The sequence below is a fragment of the Parasedimentitalea huanghaiensis genome (assembly GCF_009753675.1).
GTDB lineage: Bacteria > Pseudomonadota > Alphaproteobacteria > Rhodobacterales > Rhodobacteraceae > Parasedimentitalea > Parasedimentitalea huanghaiensis.
Genome location: NZ_WQLV01000005.1, coordinates 133320 through 159447 on the forward strand (window position 1 = coordinate 133320; position 26128 = coordinate 159447).

Consider the following 26128-nt stretch of genomic DNA (forward strand, 5'->3'; position numbering starts at 1 on the left):
GGGATGGTCTAGGCAGCGCGTTGATCAGCTGCAAGTGCGGGCTGCGCGCTCTCCAAAGGCTTTGTAGCGCAGCCAAAGACGCTCATCGCTGCGGTTGTCGGATTGCCGGATCACCTGGGCCTGATGTGGATCATCAAACCACTTGGCAACAGTGCGCTGTTCTGAGTTAGAGAGGCTGGCTTTGGCGACCTTGCCAATGCACCGACACAGCGACGGCGATGACGCCGAGCGGTCGGATTGGCGGCAAGCGCGCTCAACGGTGCTCGCCTGAACAGGCGCGGAAGGTACAATAAAAAGTGGCCCTGCACAGAGCAGGGGGATCAGCAGCAGCTTCATAGTCGACGTCCTCGGGCCAGATAAGCGAGTCTTGGTGCTCGCGTTTTGGGCACTATGACGAAAGCGAGGGTTTGTTGCAATCATGGTAAATGCAGCAAAAGCTTTGGGCAGGAATCTGCCGGGCCCAAGTTGTTTGAGCCGTATTGAGCCAAAATATCAGCTGTGACCCGAGGACAGTACCGTCAGGACTGATTAGGCCCGCGCAGCGCACGAATGGCTTGCCGGATGGCTTTCCAGTCCTGAACCTTGTCACTGTTACCCGCGGCTTCACATTCTTGCATCTTATGAGCCGCTTCTGCTTCTGCCTTGTCGCCATGCGCGCTGTACAGTGCACGAGCAAATTCTGCGGTTTGGACGGCATTCATAGGGGGATCCTTCTGCGGTTAGCACCTGTCTGTTCGCGCGTCTGGAGAGGGTAGTATACACGAAATTGCGGTTTGATGCATGGGGCGGAGGGGCAGGCAGAGCGATTTTTCACCTGTGTTTGGCTGATGCCTTTGACCGGCGGCACCGCCGGTCAGCGCCCGACCCTCCCCACGGGAGGGCGCTTTGCACCCACCCGGGGTCAGGCGCTGACCTTTGATCGTCAGATAATGCCAAGTATACGAAGGCCAATTTGAGCCAGACTGTAAAGCAAACCGAGGACTGTGTATCCTAGGTGGGCAAGTCGCGCAGTTTTGATTTCTTTGCTATCAAAAATCTGTGCCCCTTTTTCAGTAGCAATCGCCATCTTGGACACCCGGCTAAACACGCGTGTTGTCACATCTGTACCGGGGAGGGGTGGCGCGCCATCTGGCAAGGGCAGGATTGTGTCGTTGATGAGCTCGGGAATGTCAGCCTCAAAATCTTCAGCCAGTTCCGGCTCGCTGATCTCGGCCAAAACGGGCAGGGCCTGCGCCAGCAGTTCTTTGTCCTCTGGCGCCAAGGCTTTCATAGCTTGCTGTGCTAGTTGCTCGCGGTTCTTGGCCACCTCTGGGTGGTTGGCGCGAATGCCGCGCACGCCTTCCTCGACCGCATCAAGTAGGGAAAGGTTATCCTCGTTGTCGGGCAGCTCCCGGGTGTCATGCAGTTGGCTGCGCAGACTACCAGCAACGCGGGTCAGGGTGAGTTCCGCATTTTGGGGATCATCCCGGTATTTGGTCAGAACCCGGTTGAGTTTCTTCACTGTGCCCGAGTGTTGTGCCAGCCCATTGTGTCCGCCGAGGCAATCCTCCAGTGAATCTTCGATCTGCGACAGCAGAGCTGCGACGGTGACTGGGTTTTCGACGGGGATAGGAACAGCGCGAAACTTGCCTGTTTCGGGATTGGTTTCAACGACCTCTGCCATTGGCAGATTTTCAGAGAGCATTTCGGCTTGGATGCGCTCAATCTCTTTGGTGACAGCTAAGTGGCCAGCACTCCAAGTTTTTTCATCAATCGAAGAAACGCGACGCTGCAGTTCCCAATCAATTGGATTGCCAGTCAAAAAGCCTCGAAACCAATCATGCCAATAGTTGGCTAGGAATTTGTCTCGCTCTAAGTTGCTCAGTAGCCGGTCGGCCAATTCGCGCGCTTCAGGATTCTCTACTAAGAGCTGGGCGTGTGAAATCGATCCAACATATAAGGTGTCTGAGCGTAGTCCCTCTCTCCGAGGGTAGAGTATACGGCGCTCCTCAGAAGTTGGCGCTCGCCAATAGAGATTTTGTAAACAAGTTGCGACAGTCGTCTTTAGTTGGAAGTTGGGAGACAAATATGAGACTAAAGATAGAGCATCGTCAAACAAGGCCGGGTCATCGGTCATTTGATTTGTTTGGAGTTGCTTTAATGCGGAATTTATTGAATTCGAAAGTTGATCTGTTTTCAGTTCGGTCTCAGTAACTACAAGGTGTATGACGCGCACTAGATCAATCTGTGAGAGATAGTGCCACCCAAGTTCGTGCGTGTTCATGCTGCGCGGTAAGTAGAGCAACGTTCGGAGAAGTTCGCGAGCCACAATGCACTTGAATGCGGTATCCAGCTGTTTCTCTGAAAGAGAATCCATATTTGAAACGTCAATATCTATCATGCCCGCTTGACCAATCGCTAAATCCAAATCATATCCCCAACCATGACTGATCTGTCCAAAATCCGCAATTTCTCGATCGTGGCGCATATTGACCACGGCAAATCCACCCTTGCTGACCGGCTCATCCAAGAGACCGGCACGGTGGCTGGCCGTGATATGAAGGCGCAGCTGCTCGACAGCATGGATATCGAGCGCGAGCGCGGTATCACGATTAAGGCCAACACGGTGCGGATCGACTACAAGGCGGACGACGGGGAGAACTATGTTCTGAACCTGATCGACACCCCCGGTCACGTCGATTTCGCCTATGAGGTCTCCCGCTCTATGCGTGCGGTTGAAGGCTCGCTCTTGGTGGTCGACAGCTCGCAAGGGGTCGAGGCGCAGACGCTAGCCAATGTCTATCACGCGATGGAGGCCGACCACGAGATCGTGCCTGTGTTGAACAAGATCGACTTGCCGGCCTCCGACTGTGACCGCGTGGCCGAACAGATCGAAGATGTGATTGGCATTGAGGCCACAGGCGCCATTCAGGTTTCTGCCAAAACCGGGCAGGGCATTCACCAAACTCTCGAAGCTATCGTCAACGAACTACCCGCCCCAACCGGCACCCGCGATGCACCGCTGAAGGCGATGCTGGTGGACAGCTGGTATGACAGCTATCTGGGGGTGATCGTTCTGGTCCGCATCATCGACGGTGAGTTGAAAAAGGGCATGCGGGTCAAGTTTATGTCCAACGACACCCTGCACAGTGTTGACCGCATCGGCGTGTTCCGCCCCGAGATGGAAACTATTGATGTGCTTGGCCCCGGTGAGATGGGGTTCTTGACCGCTTCGATCAAACAGGTCCGCGACACCCGCGTCGGCGACACCATCACCAACGACCGCAACGGCACCGAAACCGCGCTGGACGGCTTTAAGCCTGCGCAACCCGTGGTGTTCTGTGGCTTGTTCCCGGTCGACAGTGCTGAATTCGAAGACCTGCGTGACGCGATTGACAAGCTGGCGCTGAACGACGCCTCCTTTACGTTTGAGATGGAGACATCCGCGGCGCTGGGCTTTGGCTTCCGTTGTGGCTTCCTGGGGCTGCTACACCTCGAAGTGGTCCGCGACCGCATTGAGCGCGAGTATAACATCGAGCTGATCACCACCGCGCCCTCGGTGGTCTATCATGTGTTTATGCGCGACGGCACCATGGTTGAACTGCACAACCCCGCAGATATGCCCGACCTGACCCATGTGGACCACCTGGAAGAGCCGCGGATTAAAGCGACCATTCTGGTGCCTGACGAATACCTCGGCGATGTGCTGAAACTGTGCCAGGATCGTCGTGGTCTGCAAGAAGACCTGACCTATGCCGGTTCGCGTGCGATGGCGGTCTATGACCTGCCGCTGAACGAGGTGGTGTTTGATTTTTACGACCGTCTGAAATCGGTGACCAAGGGCTATGCTTCGTTTGATTACCAGATGACCGGCTACCGCGAGGACAATCTGGTCAAGATGTCCATTCTGGTCAATGACGAGCCGGTGGATGCGCTGTCGATGATGGTGCACCGTGACCGCGCCGACGCCCGGGGCCGTGCGATGGTTGAAAAGCTAAAAGACCTGATCCCGCGTCACATGTTCAAGATCCCGATCCAGGCGGCTATTGGCGGCAAAGTCATTGCCCGCGAAACCCTGTCTGCCCTGCGCAAAGACGTGACCGCCAAGTGTTACGGCGGCGACGCCAGTCGTAAGCGGAAACTGCTGGACAAGCAGAAAAAGGGTAAGAAAAAGATGCGCCAGTTTGGTAAAGTGGACATCCCACAAGAAGCGTTTATTTCAGCACTCAAGATGGACAGCTAAAGCTGTTCAACTTGAGTGACGGTGGGCGAAAGAGATTGGCGCAGCCAATCGCGTGCCCACACCGGAGAGTTCTGCGAGACAATGGCGCCTGATTTGGACAGCTAAGGCTGCCCATTTTCAAGTGCGAGCGGGTGGCAGCGATTGACGAAGTCAAACGCGTACCCACACGAGGGTGTTCTGTGCATTCACTAGCGCGGAAGATAACTTCTTGAAGCCAACTGCTATCGATGGTTGAGTGGGGTGGGGTTTTTGCCTCACCTAATTGTTTTCGAAAACCAATGCCATTGAACACTTCCCTTTCAGGCTCGGAGACAGCCGAGCAAGCCGATCTCATTCTTAAAATTGACTACGATGAAACCTTTGGATCAGCAGCGCGAGCCTTCGAAATAGCCGCTGAACTTATTCACGCCCTAGAAGATCTTGATCGGATTTTCTCTCAAACTATTCATGCAGGCTTGCGAACCTCCCTCATCGTCGAGGATTTGCAAAAATCTAGCTTGAAACTGTTCCTAAAGAATGTTGTCGAAGATATTCCCGATGAAGCTCTGAAAGAAGCAGATCTCAAGAAGTTATTGGGGCACTATCTAATCAAGGCAAAATACGCTGCAGTTCGTTGGTTGGATGAGCCTAAAAGCAATCATAAATCCATTCGAGACCTGACAGAAGAGGTGGCGTTTTTGGCAAAGGAAACTGACCTACGCAGGCTTCCGGACTACCCTCCGCCAAATCCAGTAAGGCTGGCGCAGCCTCTTGACCGCTTTCAGGAAACAAAGAAACGAATGAGGGAAACTGAAGGAATTACGATTACGTTGGGAAAAGACGAGTATAAAGTTGACCTCAACAGTACTTGGCTTCCTTCAGAGACGGTCGATCAAGTAGAGGCCGATAAGGAACTTGAGAATTTTCAGGACATTTACCTAATTATTGGCAAGCCGGACTTCATTGGAAAAGCAAAGTGGCACTTTCGACATGGAAAGCGCTCTCTGCAACTTCGGGTCGAGGATGAGGAATGGCTGGAAGAATTTCGAGCTGGTCACTATCCACTCAAGCCTGGCGACGCACTTCGTGTTCGACTTCGAACGACTCACAAGTATGATGTTAAAGGCGACTTGATCGAAACAGATGAGGCAATCGCCAAGGTTCTTGCAGTGATAGAAGATCAAAACAGCCAAGCCGATTTGTTCTAAAACTTTGTTCTCCCACCCGGTCGCCAGACCGGGCAGCGCACGACCCTCCCCACGGGAGGGCGCTTCACGCCCACCCAGGGTCGCGCGCTTCCCTTAGTTCTACTATCAAAACTGTGCCGCTAGGAACCTGCGCTCATGGGCTCCGCCGGTTCAGACATCATCCCCCAGATGATTTCTGAGAAGTGTCTTCACTCCCCCAGATCACTTCCTTTTCTCCACTCACCTCTGATACACACCAAACTCACCGGCAAAGGCTCTCACTCTGTCGGGGCAGGCCAATCCAGGCCGGGTTTCTATCAGAGACATCCTCCAATGACGTCCCCGTGAAACGGTTCTGATGATCATCCATCGTAAATTCAGGCGGCGCCGCCCGAGGGGCGGAGGAGGTCGGGGGTTTCACCCGACCCGCAATAGCCGTTGCTAGGCGCCCCGGTTTTAATCGGGGCCCGGTTCCTTGTCAGCCGGGGGTGTCAGGTCCGGCTGGGGTGTCGCGACAGAGGGACACTGGCGTATTGGATTTAACATCGTGCAAGCGTTGCGCACGCCAATAATATGGGCGCGCAACGCTTGGGGTGGCTTACAGCGCGTTCTGGACGTCTTGTGCGGCGTCGCTGATGGCGGTTCCGGCTTTGGAAATGTCGCGGCCGGCGCCTTTGGTGGTTTCACATGCGGCAAGAGCAAACAGGGCCAGGCCCAGTGCGAGGAATTTGGTCATTGGTGTCTCCGTCTTTAGCGTTGGGGATCTTTACCAGCATTCCGTTGTCTCTGCCAATAGGAGGCTTGGGGCGGATTTGGGGGCGGCGCAGACTCCTCATATCCAGTGAGTTTATTGCGTTGGGTCAACGAACTAAGCTTCCAGTGACGTCAGGAGATGGCGCAGGGGTTGTGAAGGGAGCGATGGAGATGAATTTTGCCGCCCGCAGAAACACACTAGAAGCACAGCGTCGGATGCTGGCCCGACATCTGCCCGAGATCGGCACTGGTGCGGGGGCTGCACTGGCTGGGGCGATCCCTCTGGGCTGGCAGCCAAAAGGAGATGAGCAGCGATGTGGTGAAATGTTGGGTCACATGGAAATGGATGAGCTGCGGCGGATTGATGTGGCCTTGGCCCGGTTGCGCGAAGGCAGCTATGGTTTTTGCCAGATCTGTGGCGACGACATCGAAGAAGAACGGTTGGACAAATGCCCGGCAACCCCATTTTGCTCTAGCTGTGACGGCTGATACCTCGCTACTTTCCTTTGTGTTCCGGCTGACTTATAGCAACTTTGACTTTTGTTTTTCGGAGTGCCCCGCCAAATGACTTGCGCCCTATGTTCCGCTGATGTCCCACTGTCTGAATTCCCTGTCAGTGGCGGCCCAGACGGTGCAATTGCCGCCATTTGCGAGACCTGCCAGACGCAGATTGAGGGGGATTTGGACCCCAGCCACTGGCGTTGTCTGTCCTCGTCAATGTGGTCGGACGACCTGCCTGTACAGGTGCTGGCAGCCCGTCTGTTGACCCGGCTGGCGGATCACGATTGGGCGCGCGATCTGAGCGATCAGCTGTGGCTGGATGGTGAGATCCGCGCCTGGGTTGAGAACGTCGCAACTGTTGTCGTGCACCGCGATAGCAATGGAGGCAAGCTCAACCAGGGCGATACCGTGGTTCTAATCAAGGATCTGCCGGTCAAAGGGGCCGGATTTACGGCCAAGCGTGGGACGGCGGTGCGCGGCATTTCGCTGGTGGCGGACAATCCTGAGCATATTGAGGGCCGTGTAGAAGGGCAGCGCATTGTAATACTGACCCAGTTTGTCAAAAAGAAGTAGACGCGCAGCATCAGCACACTGCAATTTTGCCATCTCCCGTTGCCGCGCCTTCGGGGATGTGGCACAACCTGACACAACTGACTGAACAGATGAGTTTAGCACATGACTGACTTTGCCGAACGCCGCCGTATGATGGTGGATACCCAGGTCCGCCCGTCGGACGTCACCAAGTATCCGATCATTGAGGCTATGCTCCACGTCCCGCGCGAGAAATTCGTTGCTGGCGCACAGAGAGATGCGGCCTATGCCGATCAAAATATTGATCTGGGGCAGGGCCGGACCCTGCTGGAGCCACGCACGCTGGCCAAGATGCTTGATGCGCTGGATGTGCAGAACGACGAGCTGGTGTTGGATGTCGCTTGTGGGATGGGCTATTCTTCGGCTGTTGTTGCCCGCATGGCAGAGATGGTTATCGCCGTTGAAGGCGACGAAGAGCTGGCCGCCGAGGCCCAAGCCCAGTTGAGCGAAGTTGGCGCTGATAATGCAATCGTGCATGTCGCCGATCTGGTTGAGGGTGCTGATGAGCACGGCCCATATGACGTCATTCTGATTCAGGGCGGGGTCGAAGAGCTACCACAATCGCTGCTGTCGCAACTGAAAGACGGCGGCCGCGTTGCCGCGATCTTCATGACCGGCGCGCTGGGGCAAGTCAAAGTTGGCTACAAAAACGGCGAGCAGATTTCATGGCGTTTTGCATTCAATGCGGGTGCTCCTGTTTTGCCAGGGTTCGCTGCGGCGAAAGAATTTGCGCTCTGATACCGGGACCGGGTCAGAGCATGATCTGCTGTTATTTTCAGCGGTGACTAGAAACACATTCTGACCGGGACTATTTGTATCGTTCAGAATTCCAACGACAGGGTCTCTAATGGCCCGGACAGGTGAGGCGACAGATGCGCAAGACGGTAACAGCAGGACTAATCAAAAACTTTGTTTTTGCGGGCGGCCTGCTGGCTGTTGCGCTGGCTCCCAAGATTGTGCAGGCCGACAATATTTCGGATGCGATGATTGGCGCCTATAAGACCAGCGGCCTGCTAGAGCAGAACCGTGCGCTGCTGCGCGCAACCGACGAAAACGTCGCAATTGCTGTGGCGCGGTTGCGTCCAGTGGTGAACTGGACGCTGACGGCGGCACAGTCGTATAGCCGCACCAACACTGGCGCAGTGATTTCGCAGACCAGCAACGATGCCTTGTCCACAGGGCTGCGTTTGGATTGGTTGTTGTATGATGGCGGGGCGTCGCTGCTCAGCCAGCGGGCCGCACAAGAAACAGTGCTTGCGACCCGTCAAACATTGATTGATATCGAGCAGCAGGTCCTGTTTTCTGCTGTGCAAGCCTATGTAAATGTTCTGTTGCAGCAAGATACCGTTGCCCTGCGTGGCAACAACCTGCGCCTTTTGCAAGAAGAGCTGCGGGCCGCACAGGATCGGTTTGATGTTGGCGCGGTGACGCGAACGGATGTGGCTCTGGCGCAGAGCCGTGTTGCTGCTGCTCAGGCTAACCTGACCGAAAGTCGCGGTGATTTGCTCACAGCTCAGGCTGTTTATATCGAAGTGGTTGGCCATGCGCCCGGTGGGCTTGCGGGGCAACCCAATATACCACGCCGGGCTTCCTCTCTTGATTCTGCAACGTCTGTAGCTGTGCGCAATCACCCTGCGTTGTTGTCACAACAGCATTCAGTTAAAGCGGCAGAGTTGACATCTGAGAGCACAAGCAAGTCGCTTGGGCCGAGCGTTTCCTTTAGCGCCAGCGCCTCTTACTCGGACCCATGGGGCAGTACTGGCGGGACCGATACCTCTAGCACCAGTATAACCCTGACACAGCCAATTTATGCTGGCGGTGCACTTGCTGCCACCACCCGCGCCAGCGTGGCCCAGGTCGATGCCCAAAAAGGGGCTTTGATCTCGGTGCAGCGCTCGGTGGTGCAGTTTGTCAGTCAGGCCTATGTTGTGCTTGAAACTTCACGCGCGAGCCTGGTGTCCTCCAACGAGCGCGTGCGGGCTGCACAAGTTGCCTTTGACGGGATCCGAGAAGAAGCCACCCTGGGTGCACGTACGACTCTGGATGTCTTGCAGTCCGAACAAGAATTGCTGGATGCACAGACAGCGCGGGTTCAGGCCCGGGCCAACCAGGTGATCGCAGCCTACGGATTGCTTAGCTCGCAGGGGCTTTTGACAGCTGAACATCTGGGTCTGGCGGTCGAAATTTATGACCCGACACTCTACTATAATCTGGTGAAAGATGCGCCAGCTTATGTCAGCCAGCGTAGCAAGGATCTGGACCGGGTGATGAAAGCCTTAGGAAAGAATTAACAATTCGTTCTATCGGTTGTGCGAATAAGCTAATCTCGCTACACTTTCCCCAAGAGGCGAAAGTGGTAAGCGAGATATGTCTGAACCTGTAACCCATGCCGAGATAGAGGACGTGCTGTCTTCGATTCGCCGTTTGGTGAGTGATGATGGCCGTTCTTCAGCCCCGGTGGCTGATCGACCAACCGAGCCTGTCCAAAAACCTGCTGCGCGTTTGGTTCTGACACCGTCCCTGCGAGTGGCCGATGTGGCATTGGACGCCGTCGATGATATCGGCAGTCGTGAGCCTGTCCACAAACTTGATGCCCACAAACTTGATGCATACCAACTTGTAAATGCCGAAGTTGAAGATACTTCGGCCCAAGCCATCACCGAAGCGGGTGCCACTCCAACGGATGAATCTTTGGCAAAGTCACTGGATCTGCAACAGGCTGATTCTGTGTTTTCAGAGGAACCCTCTACCGAGGCGTTCGCTGTTGAGCCTGCAGAAGTTGAGCCAGTTCAAGCCGCTCAGCCCGATACGATATTACAAACGCAAGAGTTAGCTCCTGCGGAACCATCAACTGATGTGCCACAGGCTGAACAGGTGGAACCGGACGATGCCCCTTGGCGCGATCCGGATGCAACGCTGTATGCTGCGGCTGGTGTGGCCGAAACACCGGCAGCGGATGGTTCCGCTGTGTTGGGTGACGACAAATCAAACTTTAGCTTTGCCGATAAAATCGCTGCTTTGGAGGCCGCCATTGGCCAGGCTGAGGAGCAGTGGGAGCCGGATGGCGAGACGGATGAAGAGTATTCCGGCACAGCTGTAGAAACTCTGGATTGGGAAGATCTTGAGGAAGAAGTTGCTGAACCAGTCGTCAGTGCTGCCGATGACGTTGTTGAGGCCAGCCCTCAATTCACGGCCTCTCCTGAGGTTGCTACACCAGAGGTCGACCCGCTGAACGCGGCACATCTGGCTGAGCAGGCCGTTGCAGATGAAGTTCTGGGTGATTTTGCTGCTGACGAAGCGATCATGGATGAAGAGACACTGCGCGAATTGGTTGCAGATATTGTTCGTGAAGAACTTCAGGGCGCTTTGGGCGAACGTATTACACGCAACGTCCGCAAACTGGTCCGCCGTGAAATCCATCGTGCCTTGGCGGTGCAAGATCTTAGCTAAAACGCGATCAGCGCCGGGTGACTTTGGCTCAGATCACGTGGATTTTGGCAGCTTAGGCTTTGACGGGCTTTGCCAGGTCTAACAGCTGATCCAGATCCATATAGCGCTCCAGATGATCCGCCAGCGCGTCCAATGTTGCCTCGACACCATCATCGTAGCCTGCGCTGCTTTCGTGTCCCAACCCAGCCAGAAAGCGGGCTCGGAATAGATCCGAGCTGAACAACCCGTGCAGATACGAACCACGCACCCGTCCGTCCGGTGACGTCGCGCCCTCGGGGCGGCCTTCGACGCTCAGCCAGGCCCGAGTACAATCTGGCCCTTCGCTGCGCCCCATGTGGATTTCATAGCCAGAGACTGGTTCATTGCCACCAATGGCATGTGCCTGACGCAGGGCAACTTGCTTGTCTCCTGCCATCACCGTGTCGATATCCAGTAGCCCCAAACCAGGCACCTTACCCGGTGCGCCATCAACACCGTCCGGGTCATCAATGCTCTGGCCCAGCATCTGATAGCCTCCGCAGAGCCCCAAGACATGTCCTCCGCGACGATAATGCGCCAGAATGTCGATATCCCAGCCCTGCGCCCGCAGATAGGCCAAGTCGCCAATGGTGGATTTGCTGCCGGGGATCAGGATCAAATCGGCATCACCGGGCAGGGGGCGGCCTGCAGGAACGATCTCGACAGTAACGTTGGGTTCCGCCGCCAGTGGGTCCAGATCATCAAAGTTTGCCATCCGTTCCAGCTGCGGCACCACCACTTTACAGGCACCACCTTTACGTGACGTAATGTCCATCATGTCCTCGGCTGGTAGCTTCCAGGCGTCAAAGAACCACGGAATCACCCCTAACGATGGCCAGTTGGTGCGCCGCGCGATGTCGTCGCGGCCCGCATCAAACAGGCTGAGTTCGCCGCGAAACCTGTTCACGGCAAAGCCAACCACGTGATCCAAGTCCTGTTGGTCCAGCACCGCATGTGTCCCAACGATCTGTGCAATCACACCGCCCCGGTGGATGTCACCAACCAGCACTACAGGGACATTGGAGGCGCAGGCAAAACCCATATTGGCAATATCATTTTTACGAAGGTTGGTTTCAGCCGGAGAGCCTGCGCCTTCGATCAGTACCAGATCGGCGGTGTCTGACAACCGATGGAAGCTCTCCAGCGCGGCCTCTAGTAGGCCGGTTTTGTCGCGCATGAACGAGCCAGCCGCCTGAGTGCCACGTCGCTTGCCCTGTACAATCACCTGAGCGCCAGTGTCACTTTCGGGTTTAAGCAAAACAGGGTTCATATCCGTGTGTGGAGCACGCCCGGCTGCCCGTGCTTGCAGCGCCTGTGCGCGACCTATCTCGCCGCCCTCAGGAGTCACTGCGGCATTGTTGGACATGTTCTGGGGCTTAAACGGTGCCACCCGCAGCCCACGCCGCAGGTAGGCGCGTGCAAGGCCCGCTACAATCAATGACTTACCAACATTGCTGCCGGTGCCTTGTATCATGATCGCCTTGGTCATTGCGTGCCTCCTGTTTCATCCTATTGCATGCCGTATTCCCCCCCATGAGGGAAGACCTGCATTGTAAAGTAGGTGATGCTTTTTGCCCGGTGTCAGGCCTGGGAGGCATCTCAGACTTCATTGACGACTATGGAAGGGAATATCTTGGGAGCCAGAAACAGAAAAACGCGCCCCCAGGACGCGTTTTTCTGTAGTCAGCTTGGCAGGCTAGTCTTAGGCAGCTTCGGCCTGAGCAGCATTGCGGCGCTCACTTTCTTCGCGGGACAGTGCAACCGAGGTGCGGACACCACGACCAACAAAATCCATCAATCCTGAAACAACCCGTTCATTAGGGTCGATACCTGCACAGGACAGCACTTCGCGACCATCGCGCGAGCGTGCCCAGCGGGCGATTTGTTCAGGTCCATTGCCGTACTTCTTGTCATCGGCTATGGCATCATCCAACGCAGCCAATACAACAGCTGCGAACAGTTTACGGGCACGATTACCTTGCTCGTTATTAAAGGCAGTGCCGTCAACGAAATCTCTCATCTCGTTTCCTTTGTTGTTCTTGCTCTTGCAATTCTGGCGTGGCGCTCCTTATGACTGATCTAAAACGATTCGGATAGGCTCTTGTTGCATGGCTCTTATGCAAATTTTGCATACCTTTTTCTTGCTAACCACAAAATATCGTTGTCTTGCCAGTAAGGGGCACGCCAGATATAGGAACGGTTAACAATTCATCAACACCCGAGAGAGATTTATCTCATGCCCAAGATCAACGGAAATGAAATCCGGCCCGGTGCCGTGCTCGAGCACAACGATGGACTTTGGGCTGCAGTCAAGGTCGATCACGTCAAACCAGGCAAGGGTGGGGCCTTTGCACAGGTAGAACTGAGGAATTTGCGCAACGGTTCCAAACTAAACGAGCGTTTCCGCAGCGCCGATAAAGTTGAAAAAGTGCGTCTGGAGCAGAAAGATCAGCAGTTTCTCTATGAGAGTGACGGAATGCTGGTCTTCATGGACACGGAAACCTACGAACAAATCGAACTACCAGCCGAGTTGCTGGGCGACCGCCGCCCTTTCCTGCAAGACGGTATGACCATTGTGGTTGAATTTCACGAGACAGAGGCCCTGCACGCAACAGTGCCACAAAAAGTGGTCTGCAAGGTGGTTGAGACAGAACCCGTGGTGAAAGGTCAGACTGCGGCGAAGTCATTCAAACCAGCTGTACTGGACAATGGCGTCCGCGTGATGGTGCCACCTTTTGTGGGCCAAGACGAAATGATCGTCGTCAACACCGACACCATGGAATACGCTGAGCGCGCTTAAGCACTAAGCCCCACTATGTATGAGGCTCTACGCTGGCATCAGCGTGGGGCCTTTTTTGTTCCATCCGCATATTAGTGCATTGCTAGTGAAAAACCGCATTCGTCCATCATTTTGCCATATGCGGCGGTGAAACCCGAGAGCGAGGCGGTGGCAATGACATTGGGGCCAATATGGGCTTCAACCGTTGCTGCCCGGCGCATCGACATCAGCATAGACAGAACTGAGTTGGGCAGCGGCGCACCTTCGGCCTGAAAGAAACCCTCGTCGTTTATGTAAGCATTTGCTTCGCCCTGAACGGAGCTGCCAGTGTCAAATTGAAACTGAACGATTTGCTGATCCTGCATGGTGGTCTGGTGGTGACTGGGGGCAATTTCGATTAGGCGCGGCGCGGGGAAAAAGTCGGGAGGTCCGGCGTCTCCGTTGGAGACTTCCAGTGCCCAGACGGGATCACCATCGCCACCTGTGTGAGCATAGCAAGTGATCCGCAGGTCTTCGCCAGTGTCAATTCGATTCACCGAGACGTGCCAGTCCTTGTAGTTCCAATAGTCGCCATCCACGGCAGCGACGGGAAAGGCAGGCGCAGTGGCCAGCGCCAGTGAAATCATCAATACTCGCATCAAACTACCCTCAGCTATCTGCTGTCAGATTGCCACGTGATGGCGCCTATGGCTATTTCCGTTCATGTACAATTCGCACAACCCCTAGCCTCATTGCTCTCTGCATGGTTGCGTGTGAAAGGATGGTTTTAGTATTTTGTTGAAATTACTCGATATTTTTTGGACCCGGAAGAATGTCACGCAATAGTTCAAATTTGACCCGATTGGCACTGACCTGGCGATAAAAGGCGATCAGAAAGGCCGTGGGGGCCTGCAGGCGTGACAATCCAAGTGTCGCGGCCACAACCGTGCCAACATCAGTGCGTCCCTGAAGCACCAGCCAGCCACCCAGCATGAGAACAGAAACGGTGCCCGCGCCGTTGATCGTACTGAGCAAAAACTTGGTCGACAATTTCCAGATGAACATCCGTCGACGCGTTTCATAGATGTGATCGAATTCGTCCAAAACAGTTTGCTCCAAGGCATTGGCCTCGGCGCTGCTGATCTGATTGGTGGCCTGACGAAGAATACGTACACGGTTGGCAACAAGGGTGTTGATCCGCCCCTGAGTGAAAAGCACCAACGCCACCTGAGGCGCTATCATTGCCAGTGCGATGGTTCCCAATCCTGGCTGGGTTGAAGCAATAAAGCCGATAACGCTGATCAGAGTGCCTATTTGGACCACAGGTTCTGAATAAGCGCTGCCTGCAAACTTTCCCAGCTCTTCGGCCTCTGCCGAAATTGCGGTGGTCAAAGTACCGGTCTGAATGGCGTTAGGGTCAGTTACACATCGAGTGGTCTGTGTATACAGCCGCTGGCGGAGCAGCCGGATGATGTCCTCGCCCAGAATGCCCGATCGCAGCCCCATCACCCACTTTAGCGCAAGGCTCAGCAAGATGGCTGCTGACATGCCAGCGCCGAGCAAAAACAGGGTGTTTATCGTTGCGGCGCCATCGGTCAGGGTGTTGACGATCTCTTGTTGAAATTTCAACGGCAATGCGGCCAGCGCGGCGATAGCCACCGACAATACAATCAGGATAAGTTGGCGACCGCCGCTAACGCGCCAGATAGCAATATAGAGCTGCAACACGAAGTGGGGCCTTTGTATTTGTCAACGTTCTGGGATCGTGGACCGGGAAGCGCTAAAGCTCAACCTGTATTGGGTAGTTTCAGCTGTGCATCGGCTGCCATCATTTCACCCTTGGCACGATCCAACCGCAAGTAAGCGATGGCGCGTGGGCCGGACTGGGTGAACAAAGTGCCGACAGGTTTGCCCGCCGCTGTGATTGCGCTGCCAGTAGGAGCCATGCCGTTGATTTCAACTACGCGCAGTCCCTTGCGTAGTTCCGTTTTGTGCTTCATGCGGGCGGTGATTTCTTGACCAACATAGCAACCTTTACGGAAATCCACCCCGTTCAGTGCTTCAAACCCTGCTTCGAGGATATAGCTGTCCGGTGTCAGCTCGATACCGGTTTCCGGGATACAATGGGCCACGCGGATTGCATCCCAATCGCTGCCGTCATCGCCACCTTGATCGCCGTACAGCCGCCATCCCAAGCCGCTATGACGCGGGTCCCTCAAGGCCCCATCGGGGGCGTGTCCGGTGCCGCGCTGTACCTGCAGCTCGCTTTGGGTAATGTCGACTTTGGCACGTAGTCGATACATGGACAGGCGTTTCATCAGGCCTTCGGCCTGATCAGCGTCGGCGTCTAGCAGGACATCCGAACCTTCAGCCAGCAAAAAGAAATCGGCCAAATATTTGCCTTGCGGTGTCAACAGTGCTGCATAGACCAGGCCCTGATCGATTTTCTCCACGTCATTGGTCACCAACCCTTGCAGAAAGCTGCGGGTATCAGGACCAGACAGGCGCAGGATGCGGCGTTGGCTCATTTGGGATCTCCATCACCATGGTCATACGTTGAGGCAGTGATATAGCAAGACCGGTGGAAGAAAACAGGAAAACGCGAGATGCGGGCTGAGATCAGTATCGTGATACCGACTTTAAACGCCGAAGAAGAACTGCCGGCCTGTCTGGAGACGTTGATGGAGGGGCTGGCTGCTGGGCTTATTCGTGAACTGGTGGTCAGCGATGGCGGATCAAAAGACGCAACAGTGCAGGTTGCCGAAGCGGCAGGTGCGCGGGTGATCACCGGGGATGCCTCTCGCGGGGGGCAGTTGCAGCGGGGCTGTATCGCGGCGCGGGGAAATTGGCTGTTGGTGTTGCACGCGGATACCCAGCTTGTCGCGGGCTGGAGCTCGGTGGTGGCGCGGCATCTGGATCAGGGTCAGGGGCGGCCAGCCTATTTTGGACTGAGGTTTCGTGCGACGGGGCTGATGCCGGTACTGGTGGCAGGGTGGGCCAATCTGCGTGCAAGGGTGTTGGGGGTGCCTTTTGGCGATCAAGGGTTGTTGATCCGACGTCGCGACTATGAGGCGGCGGGTGGATACCCGGATCAGCCTTTGATGGAGGACGTGGCCCTGGTTCGGCGCATGAACGGGTTGGTGGCCCTACAGAGCGACGCGCTGACCAGTGCGAAGCGATATGAACAACAGGGATGGCTGCGGCGCGGCACCCGAAATCTATGGCTGCAGTTGCGGTATTTGATCGGGGCGCGTCCGGACACCTTGGCGCGATCGTATGAGCAGGAACGTGGCGAAGAGATGTGACACAGGAAGGTGCGTGCAAGCACGCACCCTACGCTGGTTTCATCCAAACACCTTGCGACTGATACGGCGCCACCAACTGGGCTGGATAGTGGCGTCCTGTGTTATGGCTGGTACCTGGGCTGCAACGCCCACAGGATCCACAAGAGTTTTGCCGTCCTGAAACTGAAGTCTGTAGAGATCAGCATAGATGCCACCGCGGGCCAGCAATTCATCATGAGTGCCCTGATCAGCCACTTTACCGCGTTCCATGACAATGATCTTGTCCGCATTGCGGATTGTTGACAGCCGGTGCGCAATCACCAGCGTGGTGCGACCGCCAGTCAGCTTGTCCAACGCCTGCTGCACGACCTTTTCCGACTGGGCATCAAGTGCAGAGGTGGCCTCATCCAGCAGCAGTACTGGCGTATCACGCAGCAGTGCGCGGGCAATTACCACCCGTTGGCGCTGCCCGCCTGACAAGGCTGAACCGCGGGGGCCAACCGGTGTATCCAGCCCCTGGGTCAAATTGGGTAGGAAATCTGCGACATGGGCGGCTTTTAGGACCTCTTGAAGACGTTCATCGCTTACATCAGTGCGGCCCAAAAGGATGTTTTCCAGGAGCGTTTCATCGAACAATAGAGCTTCCTGCGTGACCACAGAAAATAGGTCACGCAGATCCTCTAGTGCGAGGTCGCTTACGGTAACATCACCGACCTTTACCGCCCCTTGTTGTGGGTCGATCAGGCGGGTCAGGAGGTTGAAAATGGTCGATTTGCCTGCCCCAGAGGCACCAACCAGTGCAGTGGTTTTGCCAGCTTCGGCCACCAGGGACAAATCTCGCAGGACCGCAGCATCGCCATAGTGCAGCGTTACGTTATCAAGCTGCACTTGAGGCAACCCTTCGGGTTTGGCAACTGGATTGTCCGGTGATGTCAGGAGAATTGGTGTATCCATCAATTCTTTGATCCGTTCCAGAGCTGCCGCTGCCGCCTGCCAGACGCCACTGATCGCGGCTAGTCGCCGCATTGGATCAAAGGACAGGCCAATTGCGGTAAAGAAAGTCATGAACTGCCCTACCGTTTTTTCGCCACCTATGATTTCGCTGCCGCCATATAGAACCACCCCCATCACCCCAAGCCCTGCCATGAGGTCGATCATGCCGGTGATTGAGGCGGTGCCAAACGACGCCCGTATTTCAGCGCGCACAAACACGTTGGTCTGGTCAGCAAAGCGCTCGGTTTGATAGGATTCGAGGCTGTTCAGCTTAATGGGCACCATGCCATGAAAAATTTCATCCAAACGGGTTGATAGAGATGCACCCATATCACGGGCAATAGAAGCTTTTTTACGGACGTAGCGCTGGATCGCTGCAATCGGTATCAGCAGCATTGGCAAGCCAATCAGCATGATTAGTGTCCAGCGCCAGTCAACGCTGACTGCCACGCCGAGCACGGCCACCAGTTGCGTTAAGTCGCGTCCAGCCCCGGTGATTACTGCTTGCCAAATTGAGTTAAGAGCTGAGACGTCACCTTGTATACGCTGAATTAGAAAGCCAGGTGGGTTAACCTGGTGAAAGGCCGGGTCCTGGCGGATCATGCGTGCCAGCATGTCTTTGCGCAGGTGCGCTGCGGAGGTTTGTGAAATCTTGCTGAGGATAACCTTTTGACCAACGCTGGCCATACCGCGAAAAGTGAAAATGATCAGAAATGCAAAGGCAACCCAGAACAACGCGTCGGAATTGCCTGCCACAAACACCTCGTCAAACATTGGCTGCATCATGTAACTGAGGGCACCAACTGTGCCACCCTCGATTAACATCAGAGCCACTGCGACACCCAAAAGGGGGATATAGTGGCGCAGGTAGCCGCGCCAGAGCCAGATCATCAACTCGCGGGAAGACATTGGTTTGCGGGTCATGCTGGGATCTTTCGCCAAGAGTGTTAAGGCATTTACGGCCAATTGGTTGAACTGGCGCTATTTAAGCATCTCGCGCCGACGGTGCAAGCGCGCAGGCTCATCGGAACTTGGCGTGAGAAGACTTGGCATGGAAAGGACGCAGGCCCTTGGGCTGTGTAAACGAAGCTACACATCGGGTTCGAAATGCGAATAGAGCGGGGAATTGCCGGGAGCGTTTTGGTGCTCTTATCAGTTTTGGTGGTATTCAAACCGGCTAATGGCGTGGTTGACTAGGACTGCAAGCACCAGCACCGGAACCATGCCATACAGCATCCAGATTACAAGAAAGATCCACACCAAGTTCAGTCCCAGAAAAGTGACAACCCCATTCACGAGGTCTGCTGATTGGGACAATTTTTGATCGCGCATAAGAGCCTCCGGCTTTTGAGGGGGACCCTTAACAAGCTAGGACAATGGGCAACAATGTCCGGTAAAAGAACCGCGAAGTTGGCGTGAAACCTGCATCATTGTGTTTTTCGAGCAGAAATCAGCGCTTGTGGCAACGCGGATGCAAAGGCTTCGAGGTCTTTGCTTGGGCCACAGCTGATACGGATGCAGCGATTTTGCGGTGCTGCGAAAGGCATACGGACAAAAATCCCCAGATCAATCAGCGCGTCCAGTACCCGTTTGGCAAAGATGCTGTCCTGTCCGCAGTCAATTGCGACAAAGTTGGTGGCGGAGGGTTGGGCCTTTAGTCCGTTTTGATCGGCGATTTCACCAATCCGGCGACGTGCTGTCGTGATCTCAGCCAGCACATGAGCCAGCCAGTCTTGATCCTGCAACGCCGCAAGGGCCCCGGCTTGTGCGGCGCGGTTCATGCCAAAGTGGTTGCGCACCTTATTGAAGGCCGCGATCAAATCTGGGGCAGCAAGGGCATAGCCGACCCGGGCTCCGGCCATACCATAGGCCTTGGAAAAGGTGCGCATGCGGATCAGGCGGGTATCGTTGGCATCAACGGGTGCAGCGGTGCCCTTGGGGGCACATTCGACATAGGCCTCATCCAGCAGCAACAAGCAGTCGCTGGGCAGATGGTCCAGTGCGGCGACGATGTCTGCACCACGATGCCAGCTACCCATCGGGTTGTCCGGATTGGCTAGGTAGACAAGTTTGGCACCGACCTCACCTGCCTTGGCAAACAACGACGTCAGGTCTTCGTGGTCGTCTTTGTAGGGAACGGTGTGCAGCACGCCGCCATATCCGCTGACGTGATAGTTGAAGGTTGGGTAGGCCCCAAGGGAAGTCACCACTGTATCTCCGGGTGAAATCAGCAGGCGAACCAAATAGCCAAGCAGGCCATCGATACCTTCTCCGACCATGATGTTGTCTGGACTTAGGTCGTGGTGTGCCGCCAGTGCTTGCCGCAACTCGTGGTTTTCGGGGTCGCCGTACATCCAGATATCAGCAGATGCGGTCTGCATGGCTTCAATAGCTCTGGGTGAGGGGCCAAAGATGTTTTCGTTGGCGCCCAACCGCGCAGTGAAGGCGGTGCCTCGGGCGCGCTCCTGCGTTTCGGGGCCAACAAAAGGCACGGTTGCAGGCAGCGAGAGGGCAAGCGGGGTGTAGCGCGGATCTGTCATGGGGGCAGATAACCGTATCAGGCCCGTGGCGGCAAGACTTGGCTGCCCCAACGTTGTGCTGGCCTGTACTCATTTTGTGCGCCACCTTGGGATCTGTGACCAGAAAGGGAGACTAATATGGCGCGGGTATCCGTCGAGTACGAAGATCACATTGCCCATGTGACCCTGACCAGAGGTGACAAGATGAACGCGCTGGATCGTGATATGGTTCAGGCCATAATTGCCGCAGGGCAAGAGGTTGCAGGCTCCGATGCCCGTGCAGTGGTCTTGTCTGGTGAAGGCAAAAGCTTTTGTGCCGGGCTGGACCTGATGAGTTTTGCGCAGATGGGACAGATTGATCCGCACGAATGGCTGATGGAACGCAGCCACGAAGATGCCAATGAAATGCAGGAAGTGGCCATGGTTTGGCGGCGGGTGCAAGTGCCGGTGATCGCGGCGTTGCAGGGGGCTGCCTATGGCGGCGGGCTTCAACTGGCGCTGGGGGCTGACATACGTGTGGCAGCACCGGATGCACGGTTGTCCGTGATGGAAATGAAGTGGGGCATTGTTCCCGACATGGGGGGCATGGTCCTGTTGCCACGCCTATTGCGGTCCGATCTATTGCGGCGATTGACCTACACAGCCGAAGTGTTTGACGCGAATCAGGCGTTGGACTGGGGGCTGGTGACGGAACTGGCTGAGGATCCAATGGCGCGTGCAGATGAATTGGCCGCGAAGATCGCCAATCAGAGCCCCTCGGCTATTCGCGCCGCCAAGCGATTGATTGAACGGGCAGAGGCAGAGGGTCGCGAGGCGGTGTTGCTGGCCGAGTCGTCTGAGCAGGTTGAGCTGATTGGAAAAGCAGAACAGATGGAAGTGGTTTCGGCCCAGATGCAAAACCGGGCGCCAGTGTTTGATTAGAGAACGCCTGCGGGCAAACGCTTGCAGACGCTGGTTCGATTAGCTGACTTCATGAAGGTTAAGCAAACCCAGACCAGCAAGATGCAAGTCAACACTTGCGTCTTTGTATCGGTGGAAGATGGTGCTGACCAAGGCGAGTGGTCTTTGGTCGTCTTAGATCGCCAAAATTAGTAATCAGTTGAGTGCGCCAGGAACAAAGTCGAGCCTGCGCCTTTTCCCCACGTTCTTAATCCGTAGGGAATGGAAACATACCAGTTTAGCGGGCTACACGCGTGGATCTGAATGCAAAGTGTAGCGAGCAGGGCAAAGGGAATTCCCGTAATTGGCCCAGCTCGGTGAAGTTCTAGCCCCGTCAGTGGTCAGTGCTGTTCCTGACGCCATTCCCATGGTGGCGGGGTGTGAGCCTGCCAAATGCCAAGCCCGTCTGCCTGAGCAGTGCTGACTTCCGGCTGGTAGTAGCCCTGATTACGATCAGGCCAAGCCAGTCCTTCTGCCACCAAAAGTGCACCGACGTCTTGGCCGTCTGCATCACATGTGGCGATGTAGTGGCCGCGGCTTTCAGGTTGGCTGCTAAAACACTCAACGCGCTCTGCCAGATCCATGATGTCCTGAACCCGGTCACTTGCCCGGCCGGCGCAATCCCAGCTATCACCGCTTTGAGAGTTGCACTGCTGGGCGGCTTCGGGAACATCAATGCCGATGAGGCGTATCTTGAGTTTACCCAACGCAAGCACTTCGCCATCAATAACGCGGAATGCTTGACCGGGGGCTGAAACCAGGGGGCGGATGTTGCCCGCAAGTTTCTGAATACTATGCAGTTCCAAAAAGATCCGTGCCGAGATGGGGTCACTTTGTTGGAGTTCTGTCGACGAAGCTCCGCTTGCAACAATCGCAAAGGCAACGCCTGTCAGGGTTTGTTTAATCATCATCGTTCTGGCCATTCAGGTTATTGATTTGGACATAGGTCTGCCGAAAACATAATCCTGAAGACGTCAATATTCCGTTTATTCGGTATATTTTCGTGAATCTGTATCTTTGCGCGTTTGCATTAGCACACGCTACTCAATCTGATTTACCTCCGCCGTATGAGGTGGCAGCGATCAATTTGTTCAGTATTGTATATCAGGTGGCTAATCCATTGATCCTGCAATCCAAGCCCACCAAAATGCCCTTGGAAGGCCCGCGTCCCTATATCCGAAGCCGCAGATCACCGGGTCATCAATTCGTGTTGTTGTCGCGCCGCCATGATGTGCTCATTCTGGCGTCTCAGAATGGCAAGATTTGGGGGGCACCTGCATTTAAACCTAGTTTAAGTAAGTCTACCCAGAAACATGAAGCCACAATTAATCGCACCGGCTTTTAGACTGGTGTAGGCACAGAGCAAGCCTAGGCCTTGTAGGGCGACCGAAGTCAAAGGCTTGAAGTCAGGAACCGCGCCCAAACAGGCGCGGTTCTTTGTCAATTTAGCTATTTTTTACAGTGAAGCCTGGCAAATTTTGCCAATGTTTGCGCTCAGCGCGGCGTTGTAGTCCTCATCGCTCATCGCCACGTTCAACCCTTCGGTCAAGGCGCGCGAGAAAGAGGCGATCATTTTGGCGTTCTGGCTCAGCAGGGCACAGGCCTGATCGGTGGAATAGCCGCCTGACAGCGCAACAACCCGAACAACATTGGCGTGATCCGCAAGGTCATCATACAGACCCGATACATTTGGCAGTGTCAGCTTTAGCGCAACATTGGTCCCGACAGGCAGGGCATTCAACTGCTTCAACAGTTCCGCCTTGAGCAGGATTTCAGCTTCGCCCTTGGTATCAGAGTGAATGTCGACTTCTGGCTCTACAATGGCCAGCAGGCCCGCAGCGGCTATCTGTTTGGCCACTTCGAATTGCTGGGCCACCACATCGCGAATCCCATCTGTGTTGGCCTCTTTGATCACTGACCGCATCTTGGTTCCAAAAATACCGGCCTTGCTGGCACGGGCCAAAAGCGCATCCAGATCCGGCATTGGCTTCATCACCTGGGTGCCGTTGGCCTCGTCTGCCAGACCTTTGTCGACCTTCAAAAAGGGCACTACGCCACAGTGGTCCCAAAGATAGGCGGGGACAGGGGTGCCATCGATTTCGGCATCCATGGTTCTTTCAAACAGAATCGCACCCAGAATTTTCTGGCTGTTAAAATCCGGCGAGGTGATGATGCGGGCGCGCATCTTCTGGATTTCACCGAACATTTCTTCGTCACTGGAATAGGCGTCTTCCATCACCCCATATAGGGCCAGCGCCTTGGGTGTTGAGCCTCCGCTCTGATCCAGTGCGGCGATAAAACCGTTGCCATTTGCGATGCGGTCAAATTGCTGCTGCTGAATGGAATTCTCTTGTGTCATATGCCCAGGTCTCCGCGAATGTTCAAAGCTTAGCCCGTCTATAACGCGGTTTGGGGCGGAAACAACCTGCGCGGGCTGGGTGTTGCGCTAACAGTAGCCAGATTTCTGTTGGCTGCGGACCAATGGGCACAAAAGCCCTATTCAGACTTGCCGAGTCAGGAACGAGAAAGGCGCACTGGAAATCCAGTGCGCCCTGAAAAATGGAGTGTAGGGTGTGTGCTTGCACGCACCTGCCGTAGGGCTAGACCAACCGCGAGGAGTCGATTGCAGCGCGGACAAAATCACTAAACAACGGATGTGGCGCAAACGGTTTGGATTTCAACTCAGGGTGGAATTGGACACCGATGAACCAGGGGTGGTCTGCCCATTCGACAATCTCGGGCAGGCTGCCGTCGGGGGACATGCCTGAAAACTTAAGACCAGCTTCCTCAAGCTTTTCGCGGTATTTGATGTCCACCTCATAGCGGTGGCGGTGACGTTCCTCAATATGACTACCGCCATAGACGCGGGCCACATTCGACCCCTCCGCCAGAGTGGCGTCATAGGCGCCCAGTCGCATGGTGCCGCCTTTGTCGTCGCCCACTTTGCGCTCAACCTTGTGGTTGCCCTGCACCCACTCTTTCAGGTGATAGACAACAGGTTCAAACCGTTTCTTGCCAGCTTCATGGTCGAACTCTTCCGAGCCAGCTTCGGAGATGCCTGCGACATTGCGGGCGGCCTCGATCACTGCCATTTGCATGCCAAGGCAGATACCCAGATAAGGCACCTTATGCTCGCGGGCAAATTGGGCCGCTTTGATCTTGCCCTCGGTGCCGCGTTCGCCAAAGCCGCCGGGCACCAGAATCGCGTGATAGCCCTGCAGATGCGGGGTGGCATCTTCGGAATCGAATGTCTCCGCATCCACCCATTCGATCTTGACCTTGACCCGGTTGGCCATGCCACCGTGGGTCAGCGCCTCTACAACCGATTTATAGGCGTCTTCCAGCTGCACGTATTTCCCAACGATAGCGATTTTGACTTCGCCTTCGGGGTTGTAGATCCGATCCGCCACGTCTTCCCAGCGGGCGAGGTTTGGCTTGGGGGCAGGGGCGATGCCAAAGGCATCCAGAACCGCCTGATCCATACCTTCGCGGTGATAGGCCAGTGGCGCCTCATAGATCGACTTCAGATCCTGCGCCGCAATCACGCTGTCAGGGCGCACGTTGCAGAACAGTGCCAGCTTCTCGCGCTCTTTCTTTGGGATCGGGCCCTCAGAACGGCAGACCAGAATATCCGGTGCCAGACCGATCGAGCGCAGTTCCTTGACCGAGTGCTGGGTCGGCTTGGTTTTCAGCTCGCCGCTTGCCTTGATATAGGGCAGCAGGGTCAGGTGCATGAAAATGCACTGGCCGCGGGGCTTGTCTTGGCCAAACTGGCGGATCGCTTCAAAAAACGGCAGGCCTTCGATGTCGCCCACGGTGCCGCCGATTTCACAGAGCATGAAATCAACTTCGTCGTCACCGATTGAGATGAAGTCTTTGATCTCGTTGGTGACATGCGGGATCACCTGGATGGTCTTGCCCAGATAGTCACCCCGGCGCTCTTTCTCGAGCACATTGGTGTAGATGCGGCCAGACGAAATCGAGTCGGTCTTACGTGCTGGCACACCGGTGAAACGTTCATAGTGGCCCAGGTCCAGATCGGTCTCGGCGCCATCATCGGTGATAAACACTTCGCCGTGCTCAAATGGGCTCATGGTGCCCGGATCGACGTTCAGATAGGGATCCAGTTTGCGCAGACGCACCGAGTAGCCACGTGCTTGCAGCAGTGCGCCCAGAGCCGCCGATGCCAGACCTTTGCCAAGGGAGGAAACCACCCCACCAGTAATGAAGATATAACGCGCCATGAGTGTCGGCTGCTCCCGTGAGAAGTCATGAAGAAATCAGAATTCAGGTGCCCTGAAAGGTTCCGAAAAACCAAAGCATCACGGGACTTCACTAATAGAGGATTCGTGTCTTCAACGCAAGGGAGCCGCAAGATGCTGTTGCGGCTCAAAATCCCCGTCTAGGTATGGTAGTTCAATCGGCGCTTGGAACCAGTGGCGCATTGTCACCAGCGCTTGGTGGCAGCAGATCGCTGCCAATTGGCGCTACCGGAGTATTTGCGTCACCTTCAGTTGCAACCGGCCCGTCGGTCCGGTCCAGAACTGAGGATCCGGCAGATTTCTGAGCGGCCAGAATAGTCAAGGTGATCGAGGTCACGATGAATGCAATGGCTAGGATCCAAGTAACCTTGCTCAACGCTGTTGCAGCTGAGCGGCCGGACATGGCACCGCCACCGCCTCCGCCCATGCCAAGGCCGCCGCCTTCGGACCGTTGAAGGAGAACGACAGCGATCAGGCCAAGGGCCAGAAAAAGGTGGATGATAAGAACGACGTTTTCCATGGGCCCCTGCGGCAATTGGCTGAGTATCGAGCGGTATGTAGGCAAGTTTGCGGGGAGGGGCAAGACCCGAGTTCGCCCTTGTTGATCATGAATCTGCTCTGCTCTCAATTGTCAGCACCTTTAAGGCCGACAATTGGACTGGACAGGGCCGC

At 55.5% G+C, this 26128-nt stretch carries 26 protein-coding genes; 10 read left to right on the plus strand and 16 right to left on the minus strand.

The genetic code is table 11. The features are described 5' to 3' along the window. Positions 1-24: 24 nt before the first annotated feature. From GO984_RS09705 to GO984_RS09715, 3 genes are all read right to left on the minus strand, one after another. Positions 25-336 (minus strand): hypothetical protein, encoded by a 312-nt coding sequence (locus tag GO984_RS09705; protein WP_157022328.1) that lies wholly within the window; start codon positions 334-336, stop codon positions 25-27. A gap of 182 nt (positions 337-518) precedes the next feature. Continuing rightward, positions 519-701, minus strand: a complete 183-nt coding sequence (locus tag GO984_RS09710) for a hypothetical protein (RefSeq protein WP_157022329.1) — start codon at positions 699-701, stop codon at positions 519-521. 221 nt (positions 702-922) lie between these two features. Continuing rightward, positions 923-1801 carry a hypothetical protein gene (locus GO984_RS09715; protein ID WP_245231062.1) on the minus strand — a complete coding sequence of 293 codons (879 nt, stop codon included), beginning with the start codon at positions 1799-1801 and terminating at the stop codon, positions 923-925. A gap of 621 nt (positions 1802-2422) precedes the next feature. Between GO984_RS09715 and lepA the strand changes: the two genes are divergently transcribed. Together lepA and GO984_RS09725 are read left to right on the plus strand one after the other, a co-directional pair. After that, positions 2423-4222, plus strand: coding sequence for a translation elongation factor 4 (gene lepA / locus GO984_RS09720; RefSeq protein ID WP_157022330.1), 1800 nt, complete (start codon positions 2423-2425; stop codon positions 4220-4222). Between the two features lie 278 nt (positions 4223-4500). Continuing rightward, entirely contained in the window at positions 4501-5409 is a 909-nt protein-coding gene (locus GO984_RS09725; RefSeq protein ID WP_157022331.1) for an LAPAL motif-containing putative phage structural protein, read from the plus strand. A gap of 577 nt (positions 5410-5986) precedes the next feature. Here the strand turns inward: GO984_RS09725 and GO984_RS09730 are convergent. Continuing rightward, complete coding sequence (locus tag GO984_RS09730; RefSeq protein WP_138162442.1) at positions 5987-6124, minus strand: entericidin A/B family lipoprotein; 138 nt, start codon at positions 6122-6124, stop codon at positions 5987-5989. A 188-nt stretch (positions 6125-6312) separates the two neighbouring features. On the opposite strand from GO984_RS09730, the gene GO984_RS09735 reads away from it, so the two are divergent. The 5 genes from GO984_RS09735 to GO984_RS09755 all read left to right on the plus strand — a co-directional run bounded on the left by GO984_RS09735 (position 6313) and on the right by GO984_RS09755 (position 10683). Further along, positions 6313-6630: a TraR/DksA family transcriptional regulator gene (locus tag GO984_RS09735; protein WP_157022332.1), complete on the plus strand. Its 318-nt coding sequence runs from the start codon at positions 6313-6315 to the stop codon at positions 6628-6630. A 75-nt stretch (positions 6631-6705) separates the two neighbouring features. Further along, positions 6706-7215, plus strand: coding sequence for a PhnA domain-containing protein (locus GO984_RS09740; RefSeq protein ID WP_157022333.1), 510 nt, complete (start codon positions 6706-6708; stop codon positions 7213-7215). Between the two features lie 102 nt (positions 7216-7317). Continuing rightward, positions 7318-7971, plus strand: a complete 654-nt coding sequence (locus GO984_RS09745; protein ID WP_138162439.1) for a protein-L-isoaspartate O-methyltransferase family protein — start codon at positions 7318-7320, stop codon at positions 7969-7971. Between the two features lie 134 nt (positions 7972-8105). Next, positions 8106-9524, plus strand: a complete 1419-nt coding sequence (locus GO984_RS09750) for a TolC family outer membrane protein (protein WP_157022334.1) — start codon at positions 8106-8108, stop codon at positions 9522-9524. A 76-nt stretch (positions 9525-9600) separates the two neighbouring features. Further along, entirely contained in the window at positions 9601-10683 is a 1083-nt protein-coding gene (locus tag GO984_RS09755) for a hypothetical protein (RefSeq protein WP_157022335.1), read from the plus strand. A 52-nt stretch (positions 10684-10735) separates the two neighbouring features. On the opposite strand, the gene GO984_RS09760 is transcribed toward GO984_RS09755, so the two are convergent. Both GO984_RS09760 and GO984_RS09765 read right to left on the minus strand, forming a co-directional pair. Then, complete coding sequence (locus GO984_RS09760) at positions 10736-12190, minus strand: cobyric acid synthase (protein ID WP_157022336.1); 1455 nt, start codon at positions 12188-12190, stop codon at positions 10736-10738. Between the two features lie 213 nt (positions 12191-12403). Further along, on the minus strand, positions 12404-12721 hold the full coding sequence (locus GO984_RS09765; RefSeq protein WP_127749698.1) for a DUF6280 family protein: 318 nt from the start codon (positions 12719-12721) through the stop codon (positions 12404-12406). A gap of 216 nt (positions 12722-12937) precedes the next feature. On the opposite strand from GO984_RS09765, the gene efp reads away from it, so the two are divergent. Next, a complete protein-coding gene (efp, locus tag GO984_RS09770; protein ID WP_138162435.1) occupies positions 12938-13501 on the plus strand; it encodes an elongation factor P in 564 nt (187 codons plus the stop codon). Between the two features lie 71 nt (positions 13502-13572). Here efp and GO984_RS09775 read toward each other — a convergent pair whose 3' ends face one another. The 3 genes from GO984_RS09775 to ygfZ form a co-directional block, all read right to left on the minus strand. Then, positions 13573-14118, minus strand: coding sequence for a hypothetical protein (locus GO984_RS09775; protein ID WP_157022337.1), 546 nt, complete (start codon positions 14116-14118; stop codon positions 13573-13575). Positions 14119-14263: 145 nt separating this feature from the next. After that, a complete protein-coding gene (locus tag GO984_RS09780) occupies positions 14264-15187 on the minus strand; it encodes an ABC transporter transmembrane domain-containing protein (RefSeq protein WP_167740284.1) in 924 nt (307 codons plus the stop codon). A gap of 59 nt (positions 15188-15246) precedes the next feature. Further along, complete coding sequence (gene ygfZ, locus GO984_RS09785) at positions 15247-15987, minus strand: CAF17-like 4Fe-4S cluster assembly/insertion protein YgfZ (protein WP_157022338.1); 741 nt, start codon at positions 15985-15987, stop codon at positions 15247-15249. A 78-nt stretch (positions 15988-16065) separates the two neighbouring features. Between ygfZ and GO984_RS09790 the strand changes: the two genes are divergently transcribed. Beyond that, positions 16066-16764 (plus strand): TIGR04283 family arsenosugar biosynthesis glycosyltransferase, encoded by a 699-nt coding sequence (locus tag GO984_RS09790; protein ID WP_157022339.1) that lies wholly within the window; start codon positions 16066-16068, stop codon positions 16762-16764. Positions 16765-16803: 39 nt separating this feature from the next. On the opposite strand, the gene GO984_RS09795 is transcribed toward GO984_RS09790, so the two are convergent. From GO984_RS09795 to GO984_RS09805, 3 genes are all read right to left on the minus strand, one after another. Beyond that, on the minus strand, positions 16804-18660 hold the full coding sequence (locus GO984_RS09795; protein ID WP_209279397.1) for an ABC transporter ATP-binding protein: 1857 nt from the start codon (positions 18658-18660) through the stop codon (positions 16804-16806). A gap of 228 nt (positions 18661-18888) precedes the next feature. Beyond that, positions 18889-19068, minus strand: coding sequence for a histidinol phosphate aminotransferase (locus GO984_RS09800; RefSeq protein ID WP_157022340.1), 180 nt, complete (start codon positions 19066-19068; stop codon positions 18889-18891). Between the two features lie 95 nt (positions 19069-19163). Then, positions 19164-20276, minus strand: a complete 1113-nt coding sequence (locus tag GO984_RS09805; protein WP_157022341.1) for a pyridoxal phosphate-dependent aminotransferase — start codon at positions 20274-20276, stop codon at positions 19164-19166. A 117-nt stretch (positions 20277-20393) separates the two neighbouring features. On the opposite strand from GO984_RS09805, the gene GO984_RS09810 reads away from it, so the two are divergent. Then, positions 20394-21176, plus strand: a complete 783-nt coding sequence (locus GO984_RS09810; protein WP_157022342.1) for a crotonase/enoyl-CoA hydratase family protein — start codon at positions 20394-20396, stop codon at positions 21174-21176. Positions 21177-21535: 359 nt separating this feature from the next. Here the strand turns inward: GO984_RS09810 and GO984_RS09815 are convergent, their stop codons facing one another. The 4 genes from GO984_RS09815 to secG all read right to left on the minus strand — a co-directional run bounded on the left by GO984_RS09815 (position 21536) and on the right by secG (position 25976). Next, on the minus strand, positions 21536-22105 hold the full coding sequence (locus tag GO984_RS09815; protein ID WP_167740285.1) for a thermonuclease family protein: 570 nt from the start codon (positions 22103-22105) through the stop codon (positions 21536-21538). Positions 22106-22650: 545 nt separating this feature from the next. Further along, the gene (locus GO984_RS09820; protein WP_157022344.1) at positions 22651-23553 is read right to left on the minus strand and encodes a fructose bisphosphate aldolase; all 903 of its coding nucleotides are present in this window, start codon (positions 23551-23553) and stop codon (positions 22651-22653) included. Between the two features lie 241 nt (positions 23554-23794). Then, a complete protein-coding gene (locus GO984_RS09825) occupies positions 23795-25438 on the minus strand; it encodes a CTP synthase (RefSeq protein WP_157022345.1) in 1644 nt (547 codons plus the stop codon). A gap of 172 nt (positions 25439-25610) precedes the next feature. Then, on the minus strand, positions 25611-25976 hold the full coding sequence (secG, locus tag GO984_RS09830) for a preprotein translocase subunit SecG (protein WP_157022346.1): 366 nt from the start codon (positions 25974-25976) through the stop codon (positions 25611-25613). Positions 25977-26128: the final 152 nt, after the last annotated feature.

What these genes read in the sequence shown, in the direction of transcription:
- GO984_RS09705 (WP_157022328.1), bottom strand. Translation starts at nt 336, where the DNA reads ATGAAGCTGCTGCTGATCCCCCTGCTCTGTGCAGGGCCACTTTTTATT.
- GO984_RS09710 (WP_157022329.1), bottom strand. Translation starts at nt 701, where the DNA reads ATGAATGCCGTCCAAACCGCAGAATTTGCTCGTGCACTGTACAGCGCG.
- lepA (WP_157022330.1), top strand. Translation starts at nt 2,423, where the DNA reads ATGACTGATCTGTCCAAAATCCGCAATTTCTCGATCGTGGCGCATATT.
- GO984_RS09725 (WP_157022331.1), top strand. Translation starts at nt 4,501, where the DNA reads ATGCCATTGAACACTTCCCTTTCAGGCTCGGAGACAGCCGAGCAAGCC.
- GO984_RS09730 (WP_138162442.1), bottom strand. Translation starts at nt 6,124, where the DNA reads ATGACCAAATTCCTCGCACTGGGCCTGGCCCTGTTTGCTCTTGCCGCA.
- GO984_RS09735 (WP_157022332.1), top strand. Translation starts at nt 6,313, where the DNA reads ATGAATTTTGCCGCCCGCAGAAACACACTAGAAGCACAGCGTCGGATG.
- GO984_RS09740 (WP_157022333.1), top strand. Translation starts at nt 6,706, where the DNA reads ATGACTTGCGCCCTATGTTCCGCTGATGTCCCACTGTCTGAATTCCCT.
- GO984_RS09745 (WP_138162439.1), top strand. Translation starts at nt 7,318, where the DNA reads ATGACTGACTTTGCCGAACGCCGCCGTATGATGGTGGATACCCAGGTC.
- GO984_RS09750 (WP_157022334.1), top strand. Translation starts at nt 8,106, where the DNA reads ATGCGCAAGACGGTAACAGCAGGACTAATCAAAAACTTTGTTTTTGCG.
- GO984_RS09755 (WP_157022335.1), top strand. Translation starts at nt 9,601, where the DNA reads ATGTCTGAACCTGTAACCCATGCCGAGATAGAGGACGTGCTGTCTTCG.
- GO984_RS09760 (WP_157022336.1), bottom strand. Translation starts at nt 12,190, where the DNA reads ATGACCAAGGCGATCATGATACAAGGCACCGGCAGCAATGTTGGTAAG.
- GO984_RS09765 (WP_127749698.1), bottom strand. Translation starts at nt 12,721, where the DNA reads ATGAGAGATTTCGTTGACGGCACTGCCTTTAATAACGAGCAAGGTAAT.
- efp (WP_138162435.1), top strand. Translation starts at nt 12,938, where the DNA reads ATGCCCAAGATCAACGGAAATGAAATCCGGCCCGGTGCCGTGCTCGAG.
- GO984_RS09775 (WP_157022337.1), bottom strand. Translation starts at nt 14,118, where the DNA reads ATGCGAGTATTGATGATTTCACTGGCGCTGGCCACTGCGCCTGCCTTT.
- ygfZ (WP_157022338.1), bottom strand. Translation starts at nt 15,987, where the DNA reads ATGAGCCAACGCCGCATCCTGCGCCTGTCTGGTCCTGATACCCGCAGC.
- GO984_RS09790 (WP_157022339.1), top strand. Translation starts at nt 16,066, where the DNA reads ATGCGGGCTGAGATCAGTATCGTGATACCGACTTTAAACGCCGAAGAA.
- GO984_RS09795 (WP_209279397.1), bottom strand. Translation starts at nt 18,660, where the DNA reads ATGACCCGCAAACCAATGTCTTCCCGCGAGTTGATGATCTGGCTCTGG.
- GO984_RS09800 (WP_157022340.1), bottom strand. Translation starts at nt 19,068, where the DNA reads ATGCGCGATCAAAAATTGTCCCAATCAGCAGACCTCGTGAATGGGGTT.
- GO984_RS09805 (WP_157022341.1), bottom strand. Translation starts at nt 20,276, where the DNA reads ATGACAGATCCGCGCTACACCCCGCTTGCCCTCTCGCTGCCTGCAACC.
- GO984_RS09810 (WP_157022342.1), top strand. Translation starts at nt 20,394, where the DNA reads ATGGCGCGGGTATCCGTCGAGTACGAAGATCACATTGCCCATGTGACC.
- GO984_RS09815 (WP_167740285.1), bottom strand. Translation starts at nt 22,105, where the DNA reads ATGATGATTAAACAAACCCTGACAGGCGTTGCCTTTGCGATTGTTGCA.
- GO984_RS09820 (WP_157022344.1), bottom strand. Translation starts at nt 23,553, where the DNA reads ATGACACAAGAGAATTCCATTCAGCAGCAGCAATTTGACCGCATCGCA.
- GO984_RS09825 (WP_157022345.1), bottom strand. Translation starts at nt 25,438, where the DNA reads ATGGCGCGTTATATCTTCATTACTGGTGGGGTGGTTTCCTCCCTTGGC.
- secG (WP_157022346.1), bottom strand. Translation starts at nt 25,976, where the DNA reads ATGGAAAACGTCGTTCTTATCATCCACCTTTTTCTGGCCCTTGGCCTG.